This window comes from Calothrix sp. NIES-2098, assembly GCF_963875125.1.
Classification (GTDB): Bacteria; Cyanobacteriota; Cyanobacteriia; order Cyanobacteriales; family Nostocaceae; genus Aulosira.
The window spans coordinates 4,040,105-4,055,865 of the sequence record NZ_CAWNKJ010000001.1 but is presented as its reverse complement, the minus strand read 5'-3'; the positions used below and the strand labels follow the sequence as shown (position 1 = coordinate 4,055,865).

Sequence of the window (15,761 nt, the reverse complement as noted above, 5' to 3'; positions counted from 1 at the left end):
AAAATCACAGACATGGTTAGCCAAATTTATCTGTGCATAACTTTGAGAAGACCTGAAAGACTTATTTGTAAGGTAATACAGACATTTTTTGTAAAATACTAATCATTGACCGATTTAACGGTGATTAATTCAGCAGTATTGCATGATGCTAGAGAAAATTCAAGCCTTTCGCCAATAAAATATATGTTTACCTAAATTTATTAATAACAAATAGTTAGAAAGTCTAAATATGATAGGACTTCAGTTTATACTTAACGTAAGTTGACAAAAGTTAATAATATCCAAAAAACTAAAACTAAACCCCAATAGTTGAAGGTAAAAGAAGATGAAGGAACTTACCCGCCGCAAATTTATCGCTACTGCTACTCTAGCAACTGGTTTTGCCGTAGCAGTACAACCTATTTATGCTCAAGTCATCACAACTGATGCTAAAGGTTTACTAGCTGGTGCGGTGAAAATTCCGGTTCAAGATGGTGAAATTCCAGCTTATAGAGCAGTACCTGCAACTGGAGGGAATTTTCCGGTGGTGTTGGTGATTCAGGAAATTTTTGGTGTACACGAACACATCCAAGATGTTTGCCGTCGTTTTGCCAAGTTGGGTTATTTAGCGATCGCACCAGAATTATTTGCCCGTCAAGGCGATGTCTCGAAATTAAGTAACATTGATGAAATTCGTAAGGTGGTAGCAAAAGTACCAGACGCCCAGGTGTTATCTGACTTGGATGCTGCTGTCAATTGGGCTGTCAAGTCTGCCAAGGGTAATGCTGATAAATTAGCCATTACAGGCTTTTGCTGGGGTGGTCGGATTACTTGGTTATATTCAGCACACAATCCCAAAGTTAAGGCTGGTGTAGCGTGGTATGGACGCTTGGTAGGGGATTCTACGGAATTAACACCACGGCATCCCATTGATATTGCCTCTAATTTGAAAGTTCCAGTGCTGGGACTTTATGGCGGAAAGGATACTGGAATTCCATTAGAGACAGTGGAGCAAATGCGCGTAGGCATAGCCCGTCGTAGACATCGCTTAAAGTCCAGCAGCAGTAAATCTGAAATAGTCGTTTACCCAGATGCACCCCACGCCTTTTTTGCCGATTATCGTCCTTCTTATAGAGAGAAAGAGGCTAAAGATGGCTGGAAACGCCTGCAAGCATGGTTTAAAAAGTATGGCGTGTAAAGTAAAAGCAGTTATACCAATTCAAAATTCAAAATTGAGATTTAGCCTCTTTAATATCTACCGAGTTTTGCCGATTTCAAAGATGAAGACAATGGTGGGAGTTGAGCGAGGTTGGCTTTTTTAGACAAGTCGGTGACGAGGGCGATCGCTATCTGCATCCACAGTATTGTGGGTATGCTATTTTAAGCCGAACTTCCGCTTTCTCCAGTCATGACAGCAGCTGTAATTAAATGAGCTAACCGTAAAGCTTCTGGAACTTTGCCACAGTCAGTTAAGCGTTGAAGCACCTTGGCTACTACAGCAGGTTCTTCACCGCTAACTTGGAAGAAAAAGGGTGAATAATCATAGATCGGGCCAGCTTGCTGCAAAAGTTTCTGTCGCTGCTGAAAGTCTGGCAAACGACTCATTGCTTCTGTAACAGCAGCTAGATCCGGTTGGCGGCGCATCACAGTGACGCAGGGTAGTTGCAGGCGTAGGGCTAATTCTGGAAGATTGACAACATTAAATCCGCCAAACCCAATTCCATCTAATAACAATATATGTATTTGTGGTAAAAACTTCTTTCCAATCAACAACTTGCAGATGACTTCTGTCGTATCGAAACCATCTTGTTGGATTTTGCCCCATACCATACCTTCAAATCGAGTTCCGGCACATACCACCCCAGCTATAGATACATAGTCATCAACACCTCGATTGAAAGGAGCATCATCGAAGCCAATAACGCGAATAGTACGATTGAGTTTCAGTAAAGATTCAAGTTTCATGAAGCTGTTGTTTGCTGGATAGCCAAACAGTATTCTGATTATCTGGCTTTTTTGACATAAGTCTGAAAATCTGATGGCCGAGCGATCGCAGCTAATCCCTCATCCCCGAATCGAAGACATCGCGCGGACAAACTTTCGCGCTATAGAGCGATCGCTAGTTTCCAAACTATAAAAAATCACTAAGTTTCCAATAGTAAAAAATAATTAAGTATTGTTGAATAAATTTCCACAATAGAGCAATTAATCATGCAATAAGCAGATTTTGAGCAGATCGCAGCCCTTTCATCAAGTGTGTTAGAAAAAGCTCATACCTGGGAAAAATACTGTAAATCAACCAGTGTATTTGTTAAAAAGGTTACTAGAAATGAATATAGCAGTTGAGCCACTTACGAAGATTCTGGGTTATCGAATTAGCGAGCGACTGTATGCAGGCTCGCGAACCCTAGTTTACCGTGCGATCCGCGAGGCCGATCAACTGCCGATAGTCATCAAACTGCTCAAGCAGGAGTATCCTACTTTTAATGAATTGCTGCAATTCCGCAATCAGTACACCATTGTCCAAAATCTTGATTTTGAGGGTATTGTTCGGCTTTACAGCCTGGAACCTTACCACAACAGCTATGCGCTGGTGATGGAAGACTTTGGTGGAATTTCTTTACGAGAGTGGATACATAAAGAAATTAATAGCAATTTAGATCGCCTCAAAGCGTTTTTGGAAATTGCGATCGCTCTAGCCACAATTCTCGATCGACTCTACCGCCACCGCATCATTCACAAAGACATCAAACCTGCCAACATTTTAATTAACCCAGATACTCAGCAGGTGAAGTTGATTGATTTCAGCCTTGCTTCCCTGCTGTCTAGAGAAACTCAAGAAATTTATAGTCCGAATGTTTTGGAAGGTACTCTCGCTTATGTGTCGCCAGAACAAACCGGACGGATGAACCGAGGAATTGATTACCGCAGTGATTTCTACTCTTTAGGAGTGACTTTCTTTGAAATCCTCACTGGAGAATTACCTTTTCAATCTAACGATCCGATGGAATTGGTTCACTGTCATATCGCTAAACAACCAGATAAATTCAAAATTCAAAATTCAAAATTCAAAAATGAACAACCCATTCCGCCAGTATTCTGTGACATAGTGATGAAACTGATGGCGAAAAATGCCGAAGACCGCTATCAGAGTGCTTTGGGGTTGAAACACGATCTAGAGATATGTCTGAATCAACTGCAAACAACTGGACAGATCGATTCATTTGAGATTGGACAACGAGATGTGTGCGATCGCTTCATCATCTCAGAAAAACTCTACGGTCGTTATAGCGAAGTAGCAAGTTTACTAGCAGCTTTTGAGCGAGTTGCTCGCGCACGCAGCGAACTCATGTTAGTGGCGGGTTTCTCTGGTATCGGCAAAACAGCCGCAATCAACGAAGTCCACAAACCGATTGTGCGGCAACGAGGCTACTTTATTAAAGGTAAATTTGACCAGTTTCAGCGCAACATTCCCCTATCTGCTTTTTTACAAGCATTTCGCGATTTAATCGAGCAACTGCTCAGTGAAACTGATACGCAATTAGCTCAATGGCAAAACAAAATTCTCTCAGCTTTGGGAGAAAACGCTCAAGTCATTATTGAGGTTATCCCAGAATTAGAGCGCATAATTGGCAAACAACCTGCTGTTCCCGAACTCTCTGGTAGTGCTGCACAAAACCGCTTCAACATTTTATTTCAAAAATTTATCCAGGTGTTCGCTACAAAAGATCGTTGTCTGACGATCTTTATCGATGACTTGCAGTGGGCAGATGCTGCTTCTCTCAAATTTATGCAACTGTTAATGAGCGACATAGATAGCCGATATCTGTTGCTGATTGGGGCTTACCGCGATAATGAAGTCTCAGCAACCCATCCCCTGATGCTGACGCTCGAAGAAATTCAGAAGTCACAGACTACAGTCAATACAATTACGCTTGCGCCTCTAGATCTGTTGTCGGTGAATCAGTTGATTGCTGATACATTTAGTTGTTCGCTAGAGCTAGCTTTGCCATTGACAGAGTTGATCTTTAGCAAAACTAAAGGCAATCCCTTCTTCACGACTCAGTTTCTCAAAGCCCTTTATGAAGAGCGACTGATTGCATTCAATTTTCATGGCGGTTACTGGGAGTGTAACATTGCACAGGTGCGATCGCTTACCCTCAGCGATGATGTCGTAGACTTTATGGCAGTTCAACTTCAGAAATTGCCGCCAGCTACTCAAGAAGTGTTGCAGTTAGCGGCTTGCATTGGTAACACTTTTGACTTAGAAACCCTAGCGATCGTCTACGAACAATCCCCAACCCAAACCGCCAACGATCTGTGGACAGCTTTAAGCGAAGGATTAATCTTACCGCAGAATCATGTTTATAAGTTTTTTCAACAAGAAATATTTTTGAGCGATCGCGAGTTATTGCTCAACGGTCAATCACGAAAAATGACCACTAGCTATAAATTTTTACACGATCGAGTACAGCAAGCGGCTTATTCCTTAATTCCCCAAGATCAGAAGCAAGCCACTCACCTCAAGATTGGGCGACGGTTGTTAGACAACACGCCAGCAGCAGACCAGCACGAGAAAATTTTTAATATTATTAACCATCTCAACCTGGGTGCAGAACTAATTGCTCATCCTAGGGAACGAGAGCAATTAGCGAATCTCAATTTGATAGCGGGTCGTCAGGCAAAATCTGCAACAGCCTACGAAGCCGCACTGAAATATTTTAATACAGGCATCATGTTCCTAGAAGCCCATAGCTGGCAGACTCAGTACGATTTAACACTCTCTTTGTATTTAGCAGCAGCAGAAGCAGAATACCTGAATACGAACTATCAGCAAGCAGATCGGCAAATAGAGACGCTGCTAGAAAATGTCAAGGATAGATTACAAAAAGCTAGAGTTTACGAAATCAAGATTCAATCTTTAATTTCTCAGAATCGGATGCAGTCAGCAGTAGATCTAGCCTTAGAGGTCTTGCAGATGCTAGGCGTCAGCTTAGATCAACAGGCGATCGCTACTCTAGACATTGAAGCATTAATTGACCTGCCAGAAATGACCGACCTGAATAAACTAGCAGCATTAAGAATTTTGATGACTGTTGGCCCTGCGGTGTTCCTGGCTAACCCCCAAATGTATGCATCCGTTGTCTTTACAATGGCCAATCTCTGTATGAGATATGGCAATTCTAGCCTTGCAGCTTATGCCTACGTAGCCTATGGATTATTGCTTTGTAGTGGGGGGGATATTGAGTCTGGCTATAAGTTTGGTCAGATAGCGATCGAGTTGTTAGATCGCTTTGATAGCAGAAAGCTGAAATCTAAAGTTTATATGTTGTTTTATGGCAGCATTCTCCACTGGAAAGCACACTTTCAAAATTCCTTGCAACCTTTGCAAGAAGCATTTCAACTTGGGTTAGAAACTGGAGATTTAGAATTTGCTGCTTACAGCGCTACGACATATTGCGATTTTTGTTTTCACACTGAGTCAGAGCTAGAAACAGTGCTTCACAAGCAGACTCAGTATGTTGAGACTATTCAAAAATTAAAACAAGAATATCAGCTAATTCAAGGTCAAATCAGCAGACAATTTCTCTTAAATTTAAGCGGTCAGGCAATTGATAAGTTGCGGTTGGTTGGTGATAGTTGCAATGAAACAGAAATGCTGCCCATCTGGACTCAACATAACGTGGGCTTTATTTTATTTTTTGTCTATTTATACAAACTAATTCTTGCCTATTTCTTTGGAGCTAATGCTGATGCAGTGGAAAATCTGCGACTAGCCGAACCATACCAAAACGGTACTAGAAACACAGTTCATTTTGTGGAGTATCAGCTGTATTCGTCTCTATCGCTGTTGGCACATTATCCAGATGTATCGATCGGCGAGCAGCAGCAATATTTGCAACAGGTAGCTGAAAATCAAGCACTGATGCAGCAATGGGCAACTCATGCACCAATGAACTATCAACATATGTGGTGTTTGGTAGAAGCAGAAAGAAATCGGGTACTGGGCAATAAAGCGACTGCTATCGAAATGTATGACCAAGCGATAGAAAGTGCCAAACAGCACAGCTACATTCAGCAAGAAGCGCTGGCTAACGAACTCGCCGCTAAGTTTTATCTCAACTGGGGCAAACAACAGCTCGCGCAAACCTACGCGATCGAGGCGTATTACTGCTATACCCGTTGGGGAGCTAAAGCCAAAGTTACGGATTTAGAAACTCGTTATCCGCAACTTTTAGCACCTATCCTCGAACAAGGCTCTTTCGCTTTCTCAACTCACGAAACAATTATTGTATCTGGTCGGGGAAGTTCTCACAGTTCTTCTTCAGGTAGTAGCACTGCTTCTGTGGCCTTAGATTTAGCCGTGATTTTGAAAGCTTCTCAAACCCTTTCCAGTGAAATTGAATTAGAAAAACTCGTTTCTAGCTTACTGCACGTCGCCCTAGAAAATGCTGGAGCTGATAAGTGCGTGTTGCTGCTATCTGAAAACGGGCGTTTGCTAGTCCAAGCGATCGCCAATATAGATAATTCCACAACGCTACTCCACCCACAACCGATGGAAGAAAGCCTAGAAATACCCTTAAATCTCATCAACATGGTGAAACGTAGCTTACAACCACTAGTGATAGTTGACGCCACGGTGCATCCTAGAGCAATGGATGACCCATACATTCGACAGCACCAACCTAGGAGTATTTTGTGTAGCCCAATTTTGCATCAAGGTAAGTTGCTAGGGATTTTGTATCTAGAAAACGATCGCTCTATTGGTGCGTTTACTGACGATCGCGTTGATATCCTGAATCTTCTTTGCACTCAAGCCGCTATTTCTTTAGAAAATGCTCGTCTGTATCAGAAATCGCTACTCTACGGTCAACAGTTAGAGCGATCGCTGCAAGAGGTACAGCAGATGCAACTGCAATTAGTGCAGAGTGAAAAAATGTCAGCTTTGGGAAATCTCGTGGCTGGCGTTGCTCATGAAATCAACAATCCCGTCGGCTTTATTTCTGGCAATATTGAACCAGCTAAAAATTATGTCCAGGATTTGTTGGGGTTAATCAACCTGTACCAAGAAAAGTTTCCCGATCCTGGCGTAGAAATTGAAGACGAAATTGAGGCGATTGATTTAGACTACTTGCGCGAAGACTTACCTCAGTTACTCGAATCGATGAGTTTGGGTGCCAATCGCATTCGGAGTATCAGCATCAGTTTGCGAACCTTTTCTCGAACCGATAAGGATTACAAAGTACCTTTCAACATTCACGATGGCATTGACAGCACAATTTTAATTCTGAGACATCGTTTGAAAGGCAACGAACTTCGTCCCGCAATTGAAGTGATTAAAAATTATGGCGCACTGCCTTTAGTCGACTGCTTTGCCGGACAACTCAACCAAGTATTTATGAATTTGTTAGCAAATGCCATTGATGCCCTGGAAGAATCTAATCTAGGCAAAAGTATGGCAGAAATCGCCGCTAAACCCAATCGCATTACTATCCAAACTTGTGTAGCGCAATCAGTCCAGCACGTTGAGATTCGGATTGCAGATAACGGAGTGGGAATGTCCCAGGAAGTGAAGCAAAGAGTATTCGATCATTTGTTCACCACCAAAGCTGTCGGTAAAGGAACCGGATTAGGATTAGCGATCGCCCGTCAAATTGTCGTAGAAGCTCATGGAGGTACAATTGAAGTAGATGTCATTCCGCAAGAGAAGACAGAGTTTGTAGTTATGCTGCCGATAAAGGTGTAATATCGGGTTCATCTAAATACCAGCGATCGAATCTACAATAGGGAATCGATCGCTGATTGATGATTAATGATTATTAGATAATTCCTCCATTTTCTTCCTTAAACTTAGGGGTCTCATATCAGTCCATACTTCCTTAATGTATTCCAAACATTCTGATTTCAGTCCACTTTTGCCTGCATCTTTCCAACCAAGAGCATTTTCTCTATCAGCAGGCCAAATAGAATATTGTTCTTCATGGTTAACTACAACTTTATAAATTGTTGTATCTTCTGAATTTTCTCGCATTGTTTTATCTCCTATTAACTAACTAAAATTTAAACAGCAGCACGGGGAGGTAAAAACCCTCCAGTTCGGATTTGTTCTACACTATTCTTAACAGCTTGAAGAATGTAGTTAATATCTTCATCTGTATGGGCTGTAGATAAATAACCACTAACGCCTAAAAGGTGAACTCCCTGATTCAGTAGATGATATTTTAACAATGACATAGCTACGGAAGCCACAGAATTTTCCTCAGAAAGTTCTACAGATGCAGAACCAAATAGCGATCCAAAGTTTGCCATCCGTAGAGGTAGACCTTCTACCGCAAAATAATCATTCAAAGTACTTACAAATTGTGTTGTCCGCGCATTCAATTTTTGCTGTAATGATAACCCTTCACTTTGCAAATATTTCAGCACTGCTTTTGCAGCCGTCATTGCTAAAGGATGCTTACAAAAAGTACCAGCAAAAAATGTTTTCTTGGTTTGTGGGTAAGAATCATCGCCATAATTCCACATACCCCCATCAATTGCATCCATATATTTACTGTCACCAGCAATCACCCCAATTGGCATTCCACCACCAACAATCTTTCCGTAAGTAGCTATGTCAGCTTTTACGCCAAAATACGCTTGCGCGCCACCAGGGTGAATCCGAAAGCCTGTCACCATTTCATCAAAAATTAAAGCAATTTCATTTGCTTGGGTTAATTCCCGTAACTGGTGTAGAAATTCTTTTGGCTGTAAAGCAGGTCTAGAAGTTTGTACGGGAACTACCAAAACCGCTGCTAATTCTTGTTGATGAGTTTTGATAATTTCTAAAGATTCAGGATTGCTATAATCTAATACTAAAACATCACTAACAAAATTTGGTAATACTCCAGGTGCTAATGGTAGTCCAGAGCAATTATTTTCTGCTTTATTTACTTTAATTAAAGTGCCATCAAAATGACCGTGATAAGAGCCTGAAAAGATAACAATTTTGTTACGTCCTGTAACTGCTCTAGCAATGCGGATAGCAGACATGACGGCTTCTGTACCTGTATTGCTAAAACAAACTCTCTCCATCCCAGTCAGTTGTGAAACTAACTCCGCTACCTCACCCACAAGTTCTGATTGAGGGCCAATTTGAATACCTTTATCTAGTTGAGCGATTAAAGCTTCTTTTATAAAAGATGGGTTATGACCAAAAAGATTGATACCCAAGCCCATCATGATATCTACATATTCATTACCATCTACATCCCAGATTTTAGAACCAAAGGAACGATTAGCCACAATGGGATAATACATTTCTTTGAAGAGTAGATTAAACTCTCCTAAATTTTTATCATCCGCTAAGAATGGTCGGTAATTTTGAGAAATCTGCTTGGATATTTTAGTTTTTTCATTGTAGCTATTAATAAAATATCGTAAATATTCTTGTTGCTGGTTAGGCAGTCCTGCTGTAGCTAATAGCTTGGTTAAATTATCTGAATGTTGAGCTAATGTAACTTGTTGCGTATTCATGAATTTGTAGCTGGGGATTTGATAATTGTTATATATTTAATTACAGCGCTCAAATATTCACACGCTTATAACAAATAAAATACGTACTACCAGGCATTTGAGATATTCCTAAGTCATAATGTGCATCATAAAAGCTAATTTCGCTAAATCCAGCAGTTTCTAGAGCAAAAATAATCTCCTCTTTGTCATAACATTTTTCTGAAATAACTTTATCTAAACGCTGCCAACTTTCGTCTACTAATGAAAATACAGTTAAAGACATTTGACCGATTTTAGTATCGGGATTATAAATATTTTTTGTAGCCCAAGCATAATCATCTTTGACATTGCCAGAAATTTTACCGTTCCAATTTGATTGAAATTCTTCTTGGGTGAAGAAGTGGCACAAGAATATCCCATTCTCAATCAGTGCATTAGAAACATTTTTCAATACGCGCTTTAATTCTTCAATTTTCATCACATAATTCAGAGAACCAGTAGTTGAAACTACTGCATCAAAGGTAGCTGGTAAATTGAAAAATCGAGCATCATCAAGGATAAATCTTGCTTCTGGCGCATTCTCACGAGCATAATGTAACATTTGCTCAGAGCCATCAATTCCTGTAATTTGATAACCTTTTTGCAGTAATTGTTGTGCTAAATGTCCAGTTCCACAACAAAGGTCAAGAATATGAGAACCTTTAGTTAAACGGGTTAACAACAATTTTTCTAAAACTGGTATTGTTTCTTGGAAAAGACCTGATATCCAATCTTCGTTGTATATAAGAGCAAGAACATCATAATCATCATAATGAGTTGTAGTAGTCATAAAATAACGCTCCTGAAATTATTTACAAATTTTGAGTTAATTAGCCAACAAACCTTGGTTAATTAGATGAGAAAAATAAACACTAAGTAACTGATTGTCTACTGGAGGGCAAGTTATTGAAGTATTGACTAAGCCATTAATAACGTTTTGGTTATCAAGCTGTAAAAATCCTACTGTAGAATTTTCTTCTTGAGCCTGTCTTGCAGGGAAAAATGGCACTAACGAATATAAAGGATGCTCTAATGACCCTTGAGTAATGTTGAGTAATTTCTCTCGCCATTGCTCATAAGAAACTTGTTCAATTACATAACCCAACGAGCGAATATGGTCTATAAGTGTATTTGAGTGCAGAGTTTGGGGATGTACCAAGTGGAAGGTTTTACCTACAGATTCTTCCTGCTGGGATAAATAAACTATGGCTTTACTGACATAATCTACAGGAACTATATTTTCTCTAATATCTATATCGGGCGCACTCCCTAATTGCACGCAACCGATAATCAATTTGTAGAGAAAGTCTTTGCTATTAAAAACACCAGTTTGGCTATGTCCAGATATGCGGGATGGTCTATAAATAGAGATAGGAATTCCTCTTTCAGCCGCAGTTTGGACTAATTTTTCAGCAACCCATTTAGTCTGACAATATCCATTGCTAGGAAATTCATTATCCTTCAGGCTATCCTGTTCTCGAACTGATTTAACTCCCGATTCAACTTTTGATGCAACAACACCAGAGCTAGAAATAAAATGCACTGGTTTGGTTTTTACTTGACTAGCTAATCTCAAAATTTCTTGCGTACCCAGTACATTTGCAAGTCTCAAGATAGAGTATGGGTAAATATGATGCACCCAAGCCCCATTATGATAGATGACATCAATTGTAGATGCTAATTGTTGAAATGTTTCAGTTTTTAAACCTAAAAGCTGTTTTGATAAATCGCCTACAATAGGAATGATGCGGGAACTCCAAGTTTCGTTCCAAATCCCATAAGATTTGAGAATAGATTTAAGATTTGCAGAACGCACTAAGCAATAAATTTCTGCTGTGGTTTGTTGGAGAATTTCGGCGAGTAAAAATGCTCCTAAAAAGCCTGTAGCACCAGTTAATAAAATCGCTTTGGGTTCGGAGATAAACTTACCAACATTTGGTGGATAAATTGTCTCGTCTAAAAGAGTTTCAGTTGTTAAGTCTATAGTGAGGTGCTCAACTTCTGTTTGACAAACTCGTTCGATATTTTCTGCTAAACCTGATACAGTGGGTTTTTCTAATAAACTGCGTAAAGAGATATCGAAGTTAAAAGCTTCTTTAACTTTAGCGAGTAGCTGAGTTGTTAATAAAGAATGTCCGCCTAATTCAAAGAAGTTGTCATAAATGCTAACTTTCTCAACTTTTAAAACTTCTGCCCAAATTTGAGTCAGCTTTTCTTCTACAGGGGTGCGAGGCGGAACAAACTCTCCAATTAAATCCGATCTGACTTGTTCGGGTGCGGGTAGTGCTTTTCTATCAACTTTACCATTAGGGCCTAGAGGTAGTTCTTTTAGCAGTACTACAGCTGATGGCAGCATAAATTCTGGGAGTTTATCTTTGAGAAAATCCCGTAATTCATTAACTGTAGCGGCTGATTTTGACTGAGGAACTATATAAGCAACTAAGCGTTTATTTCCTGGTATATCTTCCCGCGCAATAACTACTGTTTCTTGTACTCCAAGATGCTGATTTAATAATGCTTCAATCTCACCTAATTCAATGCGGAAACCACGAATTTTTACTTGGTTGTCAATGCGTCCTAAAAACTCAATATTGCCATCACTCAGATATTGCCCTAAATCTCCAGTTTTATACAGACGTATTCCTGGTTTTTGACTAAAGGGGTGAGGAATAAATTTCTCAGATGTAATTCCTGATTGGTTTAAATAACCTCTGGCTATACCTTCACCACTAATATAAATTTCGCCAGTCACGCCAATAGGAACCGGATGTAAGTGAAAGTCTAGTATATATATTTGTGTGTTGGCTATAGGATGTCCAATAGATATTTGCGTTCCAGTTGCTAAAGAATGGCAATGATAGACACTACTCCAAACAGTTGCTTCTGTCGGCCCGTACTCGTTGAAGAGAGATGTTTCTAACTGTAATTGGGTGTGATGTTGTATCAATTCTGACGGACAAGCTTCACCTGCAACAATAACAGTACGTAGGGAATTTAACTGTTCTGGTTTTGCTTGTTGCAAAATTAGCGCATATAAAGAAGGAAGGCTCAATAAATGAGAAATGCGATTTTGGGAAATTAACTCTATAAGTTTAAGTACTTCCCGTTGTACGCCTTCTTCTGGTAGGTGTAGAGTTCCGCCACAACACAGCGTCCAGAAAATACCCGCAACTGAACTATCAAATGCAAAGGATGAGAGTAATAAAAAGCTGGTGACAGGTTCTTGATAGTAAGAGATACGTGCAGTTGTGGAGTGAACTAGGTTACGATGTGCGATCGCAACTCCTTTAGGCTTACCTGTAGAACCGGAAGTGTAGATGACATAAGCTAAGTTGTCAGGATATGCTGTGAGAATGGGGTTGTCTTGGCTCTGTTGTGCTACCCTTTCCCAATCTGTATCTAAGCAAATTGTCTGTGCGTTGTAGTTTGGTAAACTTGGCAGTAGATGCTGCTGAGTCAATAATATAGATATCTGGGTATCCTCTAGCATGAAAGCTAGACGCTCTTGGGGATAGTGCGGATCGAGGGGAACATAAGCACCACCAGCTTTGAGAATACCCAAAATCCCAACGATCATTTCTAGGGAACGTTCGACACAAATTCCCACTAATACTTCTGCGCCTATACCCAAAGATTGCAAGTAATGAGCTAGTTTATTTGCACGCGCATTTAGTTCAGCATAAGTGAGTTGTTGATTGTTAAAAGCAACAGCGATATTATTTGGCGTGCGTTCTACTTGCTCTGTAAATAGCTCGTGAATGCACTTACTTTTTGGGTAATTAGCCTCAGTTTGATTGAACTCAAATAGAAGTTGGTGCAGAGTGCGATCGCTTAAAATATTCAGTTTACTAATTACCTCATCTGCATTATTAATCACACTGGCTATCAATCGTTCAAAATTTTCTGCTATGAGTTCAATACTTTCGGCATTAAATACATTAGAGTCATAATGAAACTCTAGATTTAAAGTTTCAGATTGCGGTTGACAAGAAAGCTTGATTTTAAACCTTTCTATGCAACTGTAATGTTGTTCAATAGCCAGCGTTATATCCCCTACATCACAAATAATAGATTCCTGTTCAAAATCAAAACCAAAAGGTAAGTTAGGTAATTGGTTATCAAAATACTTATTTTGCTCCCAACTAAAACTTTCTTGCCATTTATTTATTTCTTCTATAGATTTAGCTACTTGCAGTAGAACTTGGCTAAAACTTAAATTTTCTGCCAAATGAGAATGCAGAGTTAAATATTTCGCAAATAACCCTAATGCACTTTTTAATTCATCATATTTTCTCCCATCTATACCTACACCAATAACAATTTCCGATTGCTCAAGCAACCGCCACAGTAAAACCTGCCAGCAAGCAAGAAGCAATATAGAGCTAGAAGTATGATATTTTTTAGCTATATTTTCTATTTCTTGTACTAAACTACTATTCAGTACCGACTTGATAGCTTTTGGTTCAAACTGATGTTTGTCTGAATGATTAATTTCATAAGGTAGCTTTAAACTATCAATAACAGATAAGTCTTGCTGTAACCAATATTTCCTACCAATCTCCGTTTCTTCAGCTTCTAGTATTTGGTGTTGCCATTCAGAGAAATCTGCATATTGTAGCGGTTCTTCAGATAATTCACTATCTAGATTACCTGAGTAAGAAGTAGCAATTTCTCGCATTAAAATATCGAGAGTGACAGTATCACTGCAAATTGCAGGTAAACTGAGATATAAATAATGCTTCTCTGATGAGAGGATAATTAAAGCAGTGTGTAAAATTAAACCCTTTTCTAAATCAAAAGGTAGAAATTTTAAATCGCGAACAATTGCCTTAATTTTAACCTCTTGCTCCTCAGCAGTGACATCGCTCAGATTGTATATTTGAGCTAAAGTTACTTTGTTATTTGTAATCACCTGAACTGGGATACTCATTCCAGGAAGACAACGAAAGCAAGTGCGGAGTATTTCATGGCGATTAACAATATCTTGTAAAGCTAATTCCAAGCGTTTGACATCAAGATTGCCTGTAATTGAAATGATACAATCACTGCGATATACCGATTTTCGATCGAGTTGTTGTAAGAACCATAAATGCTCTTGCTGCGGCGAAAGTCGAAAACCTTCTATCGTTGCTGTTTGCATATCTATAAATTCCTCTACTTATTAAGTACTATGTGATTTCTAAAATTCTTTTGTTTCCCACTTCTACACTGCAACAGAAGGAGAATAGGGTTCAGCCATTCCTACTAAAATTTTTCTGGGTGGAACAAAGGGATTACGAGCATGTATGGCTAACATATTATCGAGCATCAATACATCTCCTTTTTCCCAAGTGAAAGTAACCATTTGCTGTTGATAAGCTTGACGAAGATGCTCTAAAACTTCTGGTTCAATTACAGAACCATCACCGTAATATGTATTTGTTGGTAAATCTTCTTCTTTAAAAGAAGATAATAGAGTATTCCGAATTTTTGGTTCTAGTGTAGAGATATGAAAAAAAGTTGCGTGGTTAAACCAAACCATTTCTTCAGTTATAGGATGTTTGATAATAGCCGTGCCAACTTGACGGGTTCTTAATTTATCACCATCTTTCCATTCAAAGTCAATTCCGTTTTGATAGCAATATTCTTCTACTTTAGATTTTTCTTCACTTTGAAAAACTGTTTGCCAGGGTAAGCCAAATCCATCACCAAAGTTACGCATATACATAACTTTTTTTTCAATAAATTTTTCTCTGATTTTGGTGTCAATATTGGCAAAAATTTGCCGACAATTACCAATGGGTGTTTCTCCTCCTTGTGCTGGTGGAGTTTGACAAAAGAAGAAGATTTTTAAAGGAAATGTCGGCGAATAAGCGTGTTCGTTATGCGGGAATATACTTTGATCGGCTGGGTAATCTGTGGAAGTGTAAATTCTCCCTGCAACTTGAGTACGTGGCGAGGCTCGATAACGATATTCCAAAGCTTCTTTGCAGATAGCAGCTATGATTTGCTCAAATTCTTCTATTGATTTGACATGAAAACCACGAAAGAGAATTGCTGTGTATTTTAATAATTCTGCTTGTAAAAACTTGCGATTATTTTTAGCCCAAGTGAGTAAATCTACTCCTTTAATTGCGGGTTTGATAACTAAAGGAAAGTTAGGGCTGTTGTGAAAATACTCTATTTTAATTAATTCATGATCGCCAACACGAACAGCTTTACGTTTGACATTACTTAATTTTAAAGAATTGCTTTGTTGTTTTAGCATT

The 15,761-nt window shown here is 39.3% G+C and carries 8 protein-coding genes; 2 read left to right on the top strand and 6 right to left on the bottom strand.

The annotated features are described in order from the left end of the window. Positions 1-325: 325 nt before the first annotated feature. Positions 326-1,177, top strand: a complete 852-nt coding sequence (locus tag AACU33_RS16895; RefSeq protein ID WP_096589785.1) for a dienelactone hydrolase family protein — start codon at positions 326-328, stop codon at positions 1,175-1,177. A gap of 182 nt (positions 1,178-1,359) precedes the next feature. Here AACU33_RS16895 and AACU33_RS16890 read toward each other — a convergent pair whose 3' ends face one another. Then, a complete protein-coding gene (locus tag AACU33_RS16890; RefSeq protein ID WP_096589784.1) occupies positions 1,360-1,944 on the bottom strand; it encodes an endonuclease dU in 585 nt (194 codons plus the stop codon). Between the two features lie 364 nt (positions 1,945-2,308). On the opposite strand from AACU33_RS16890, the gene AACU33_RS16885 reads away from it, so the two are divergent. After that, entirely contained in the window at positions 2,309-7,726 is a 5,418-nt protein-coding gene (locus tag AACU33_RS16885; RefSeq protein WP_096589783.1) for a trifunctional serine/threonine-protein kinase/ATP-binding protein/sensor histidine kinase, read from the top strand. 63 nt (positions 7,727-7,789) lie between these two features. On the opposite strand, the gene AACU33_RS16880 is transcribed toward AACU33_RS16885, so the two are convergent. The 5 genes from AACU33_RS16880 to AACU33_RS16860 all read right to left on the bottom strand — a co-directional run bounded on the left by AACU33_RS16880 (position 7,790) and on the right by AACU33_RS16860 (position 15,760). Further along, positions 7,790-8,011 carry an MbtH family protein gene (locus AACU33_RS16880; protein ID WP_096589782.1) on the bottom strand — a complete coding sequence of 74 codons (222 nt, stop codon included), beginning with the start codon at positions 8,009-8,011 and terminating at the stop codon, positions 7,790-7,792. 29 nt (positions 8,012-8,040) lie between these two features. Continuing rightward, positions 8,041-9,495, bottom strand: coding sequence for an aspartate aminotransferase family protein (locus AACU33_RS16875; RefSeq protein ID WP_096589781.1), 1,455 nt, complete (start codon positions 9,493-9,495; stop codon positions 8,041-8,043). A gap of 49 nt (positions 9,496-9,544) precedes the next feature. Further along, positions 9,545-10,303 (bottom strand): class I SAM-dependent DNA methyltransferase, encoded by a 759-nt coding sequence (locus AACU33_RS16870; RefSeq protein ID WP_096589780.1) that lies wholly within the window; start codon positions 10,301-10,303, stop codon positions 9,545-9,547. A 36-nt stretch (positions 10,304-10,339) separates the two neighbouring features. Further along, on the bottom strand, positions 10,340-14,653 hold the full coding sequence (locus AACU33_RS16865) for a non-ribosomal peptide synthetase family protein (protein ID WP_339376082.1): 4,314 nt from the start codon (positions 14,651-14,653) through the stop codon (positions 10,340-10,342). A gap of 63 nt (positions 14,654-14,716) precedes the next feature. Beyond that, entirely contained in the window at positions 14,717-15,760 is a 1,044-nt protein-coding gene (locus AACU33_RS16860) for a TauD/TfdA family dioxygenase (protein ID WP_096589778.1), read from the bottom strand. Position 15,761: the final 1 nt, after the last annotated feature.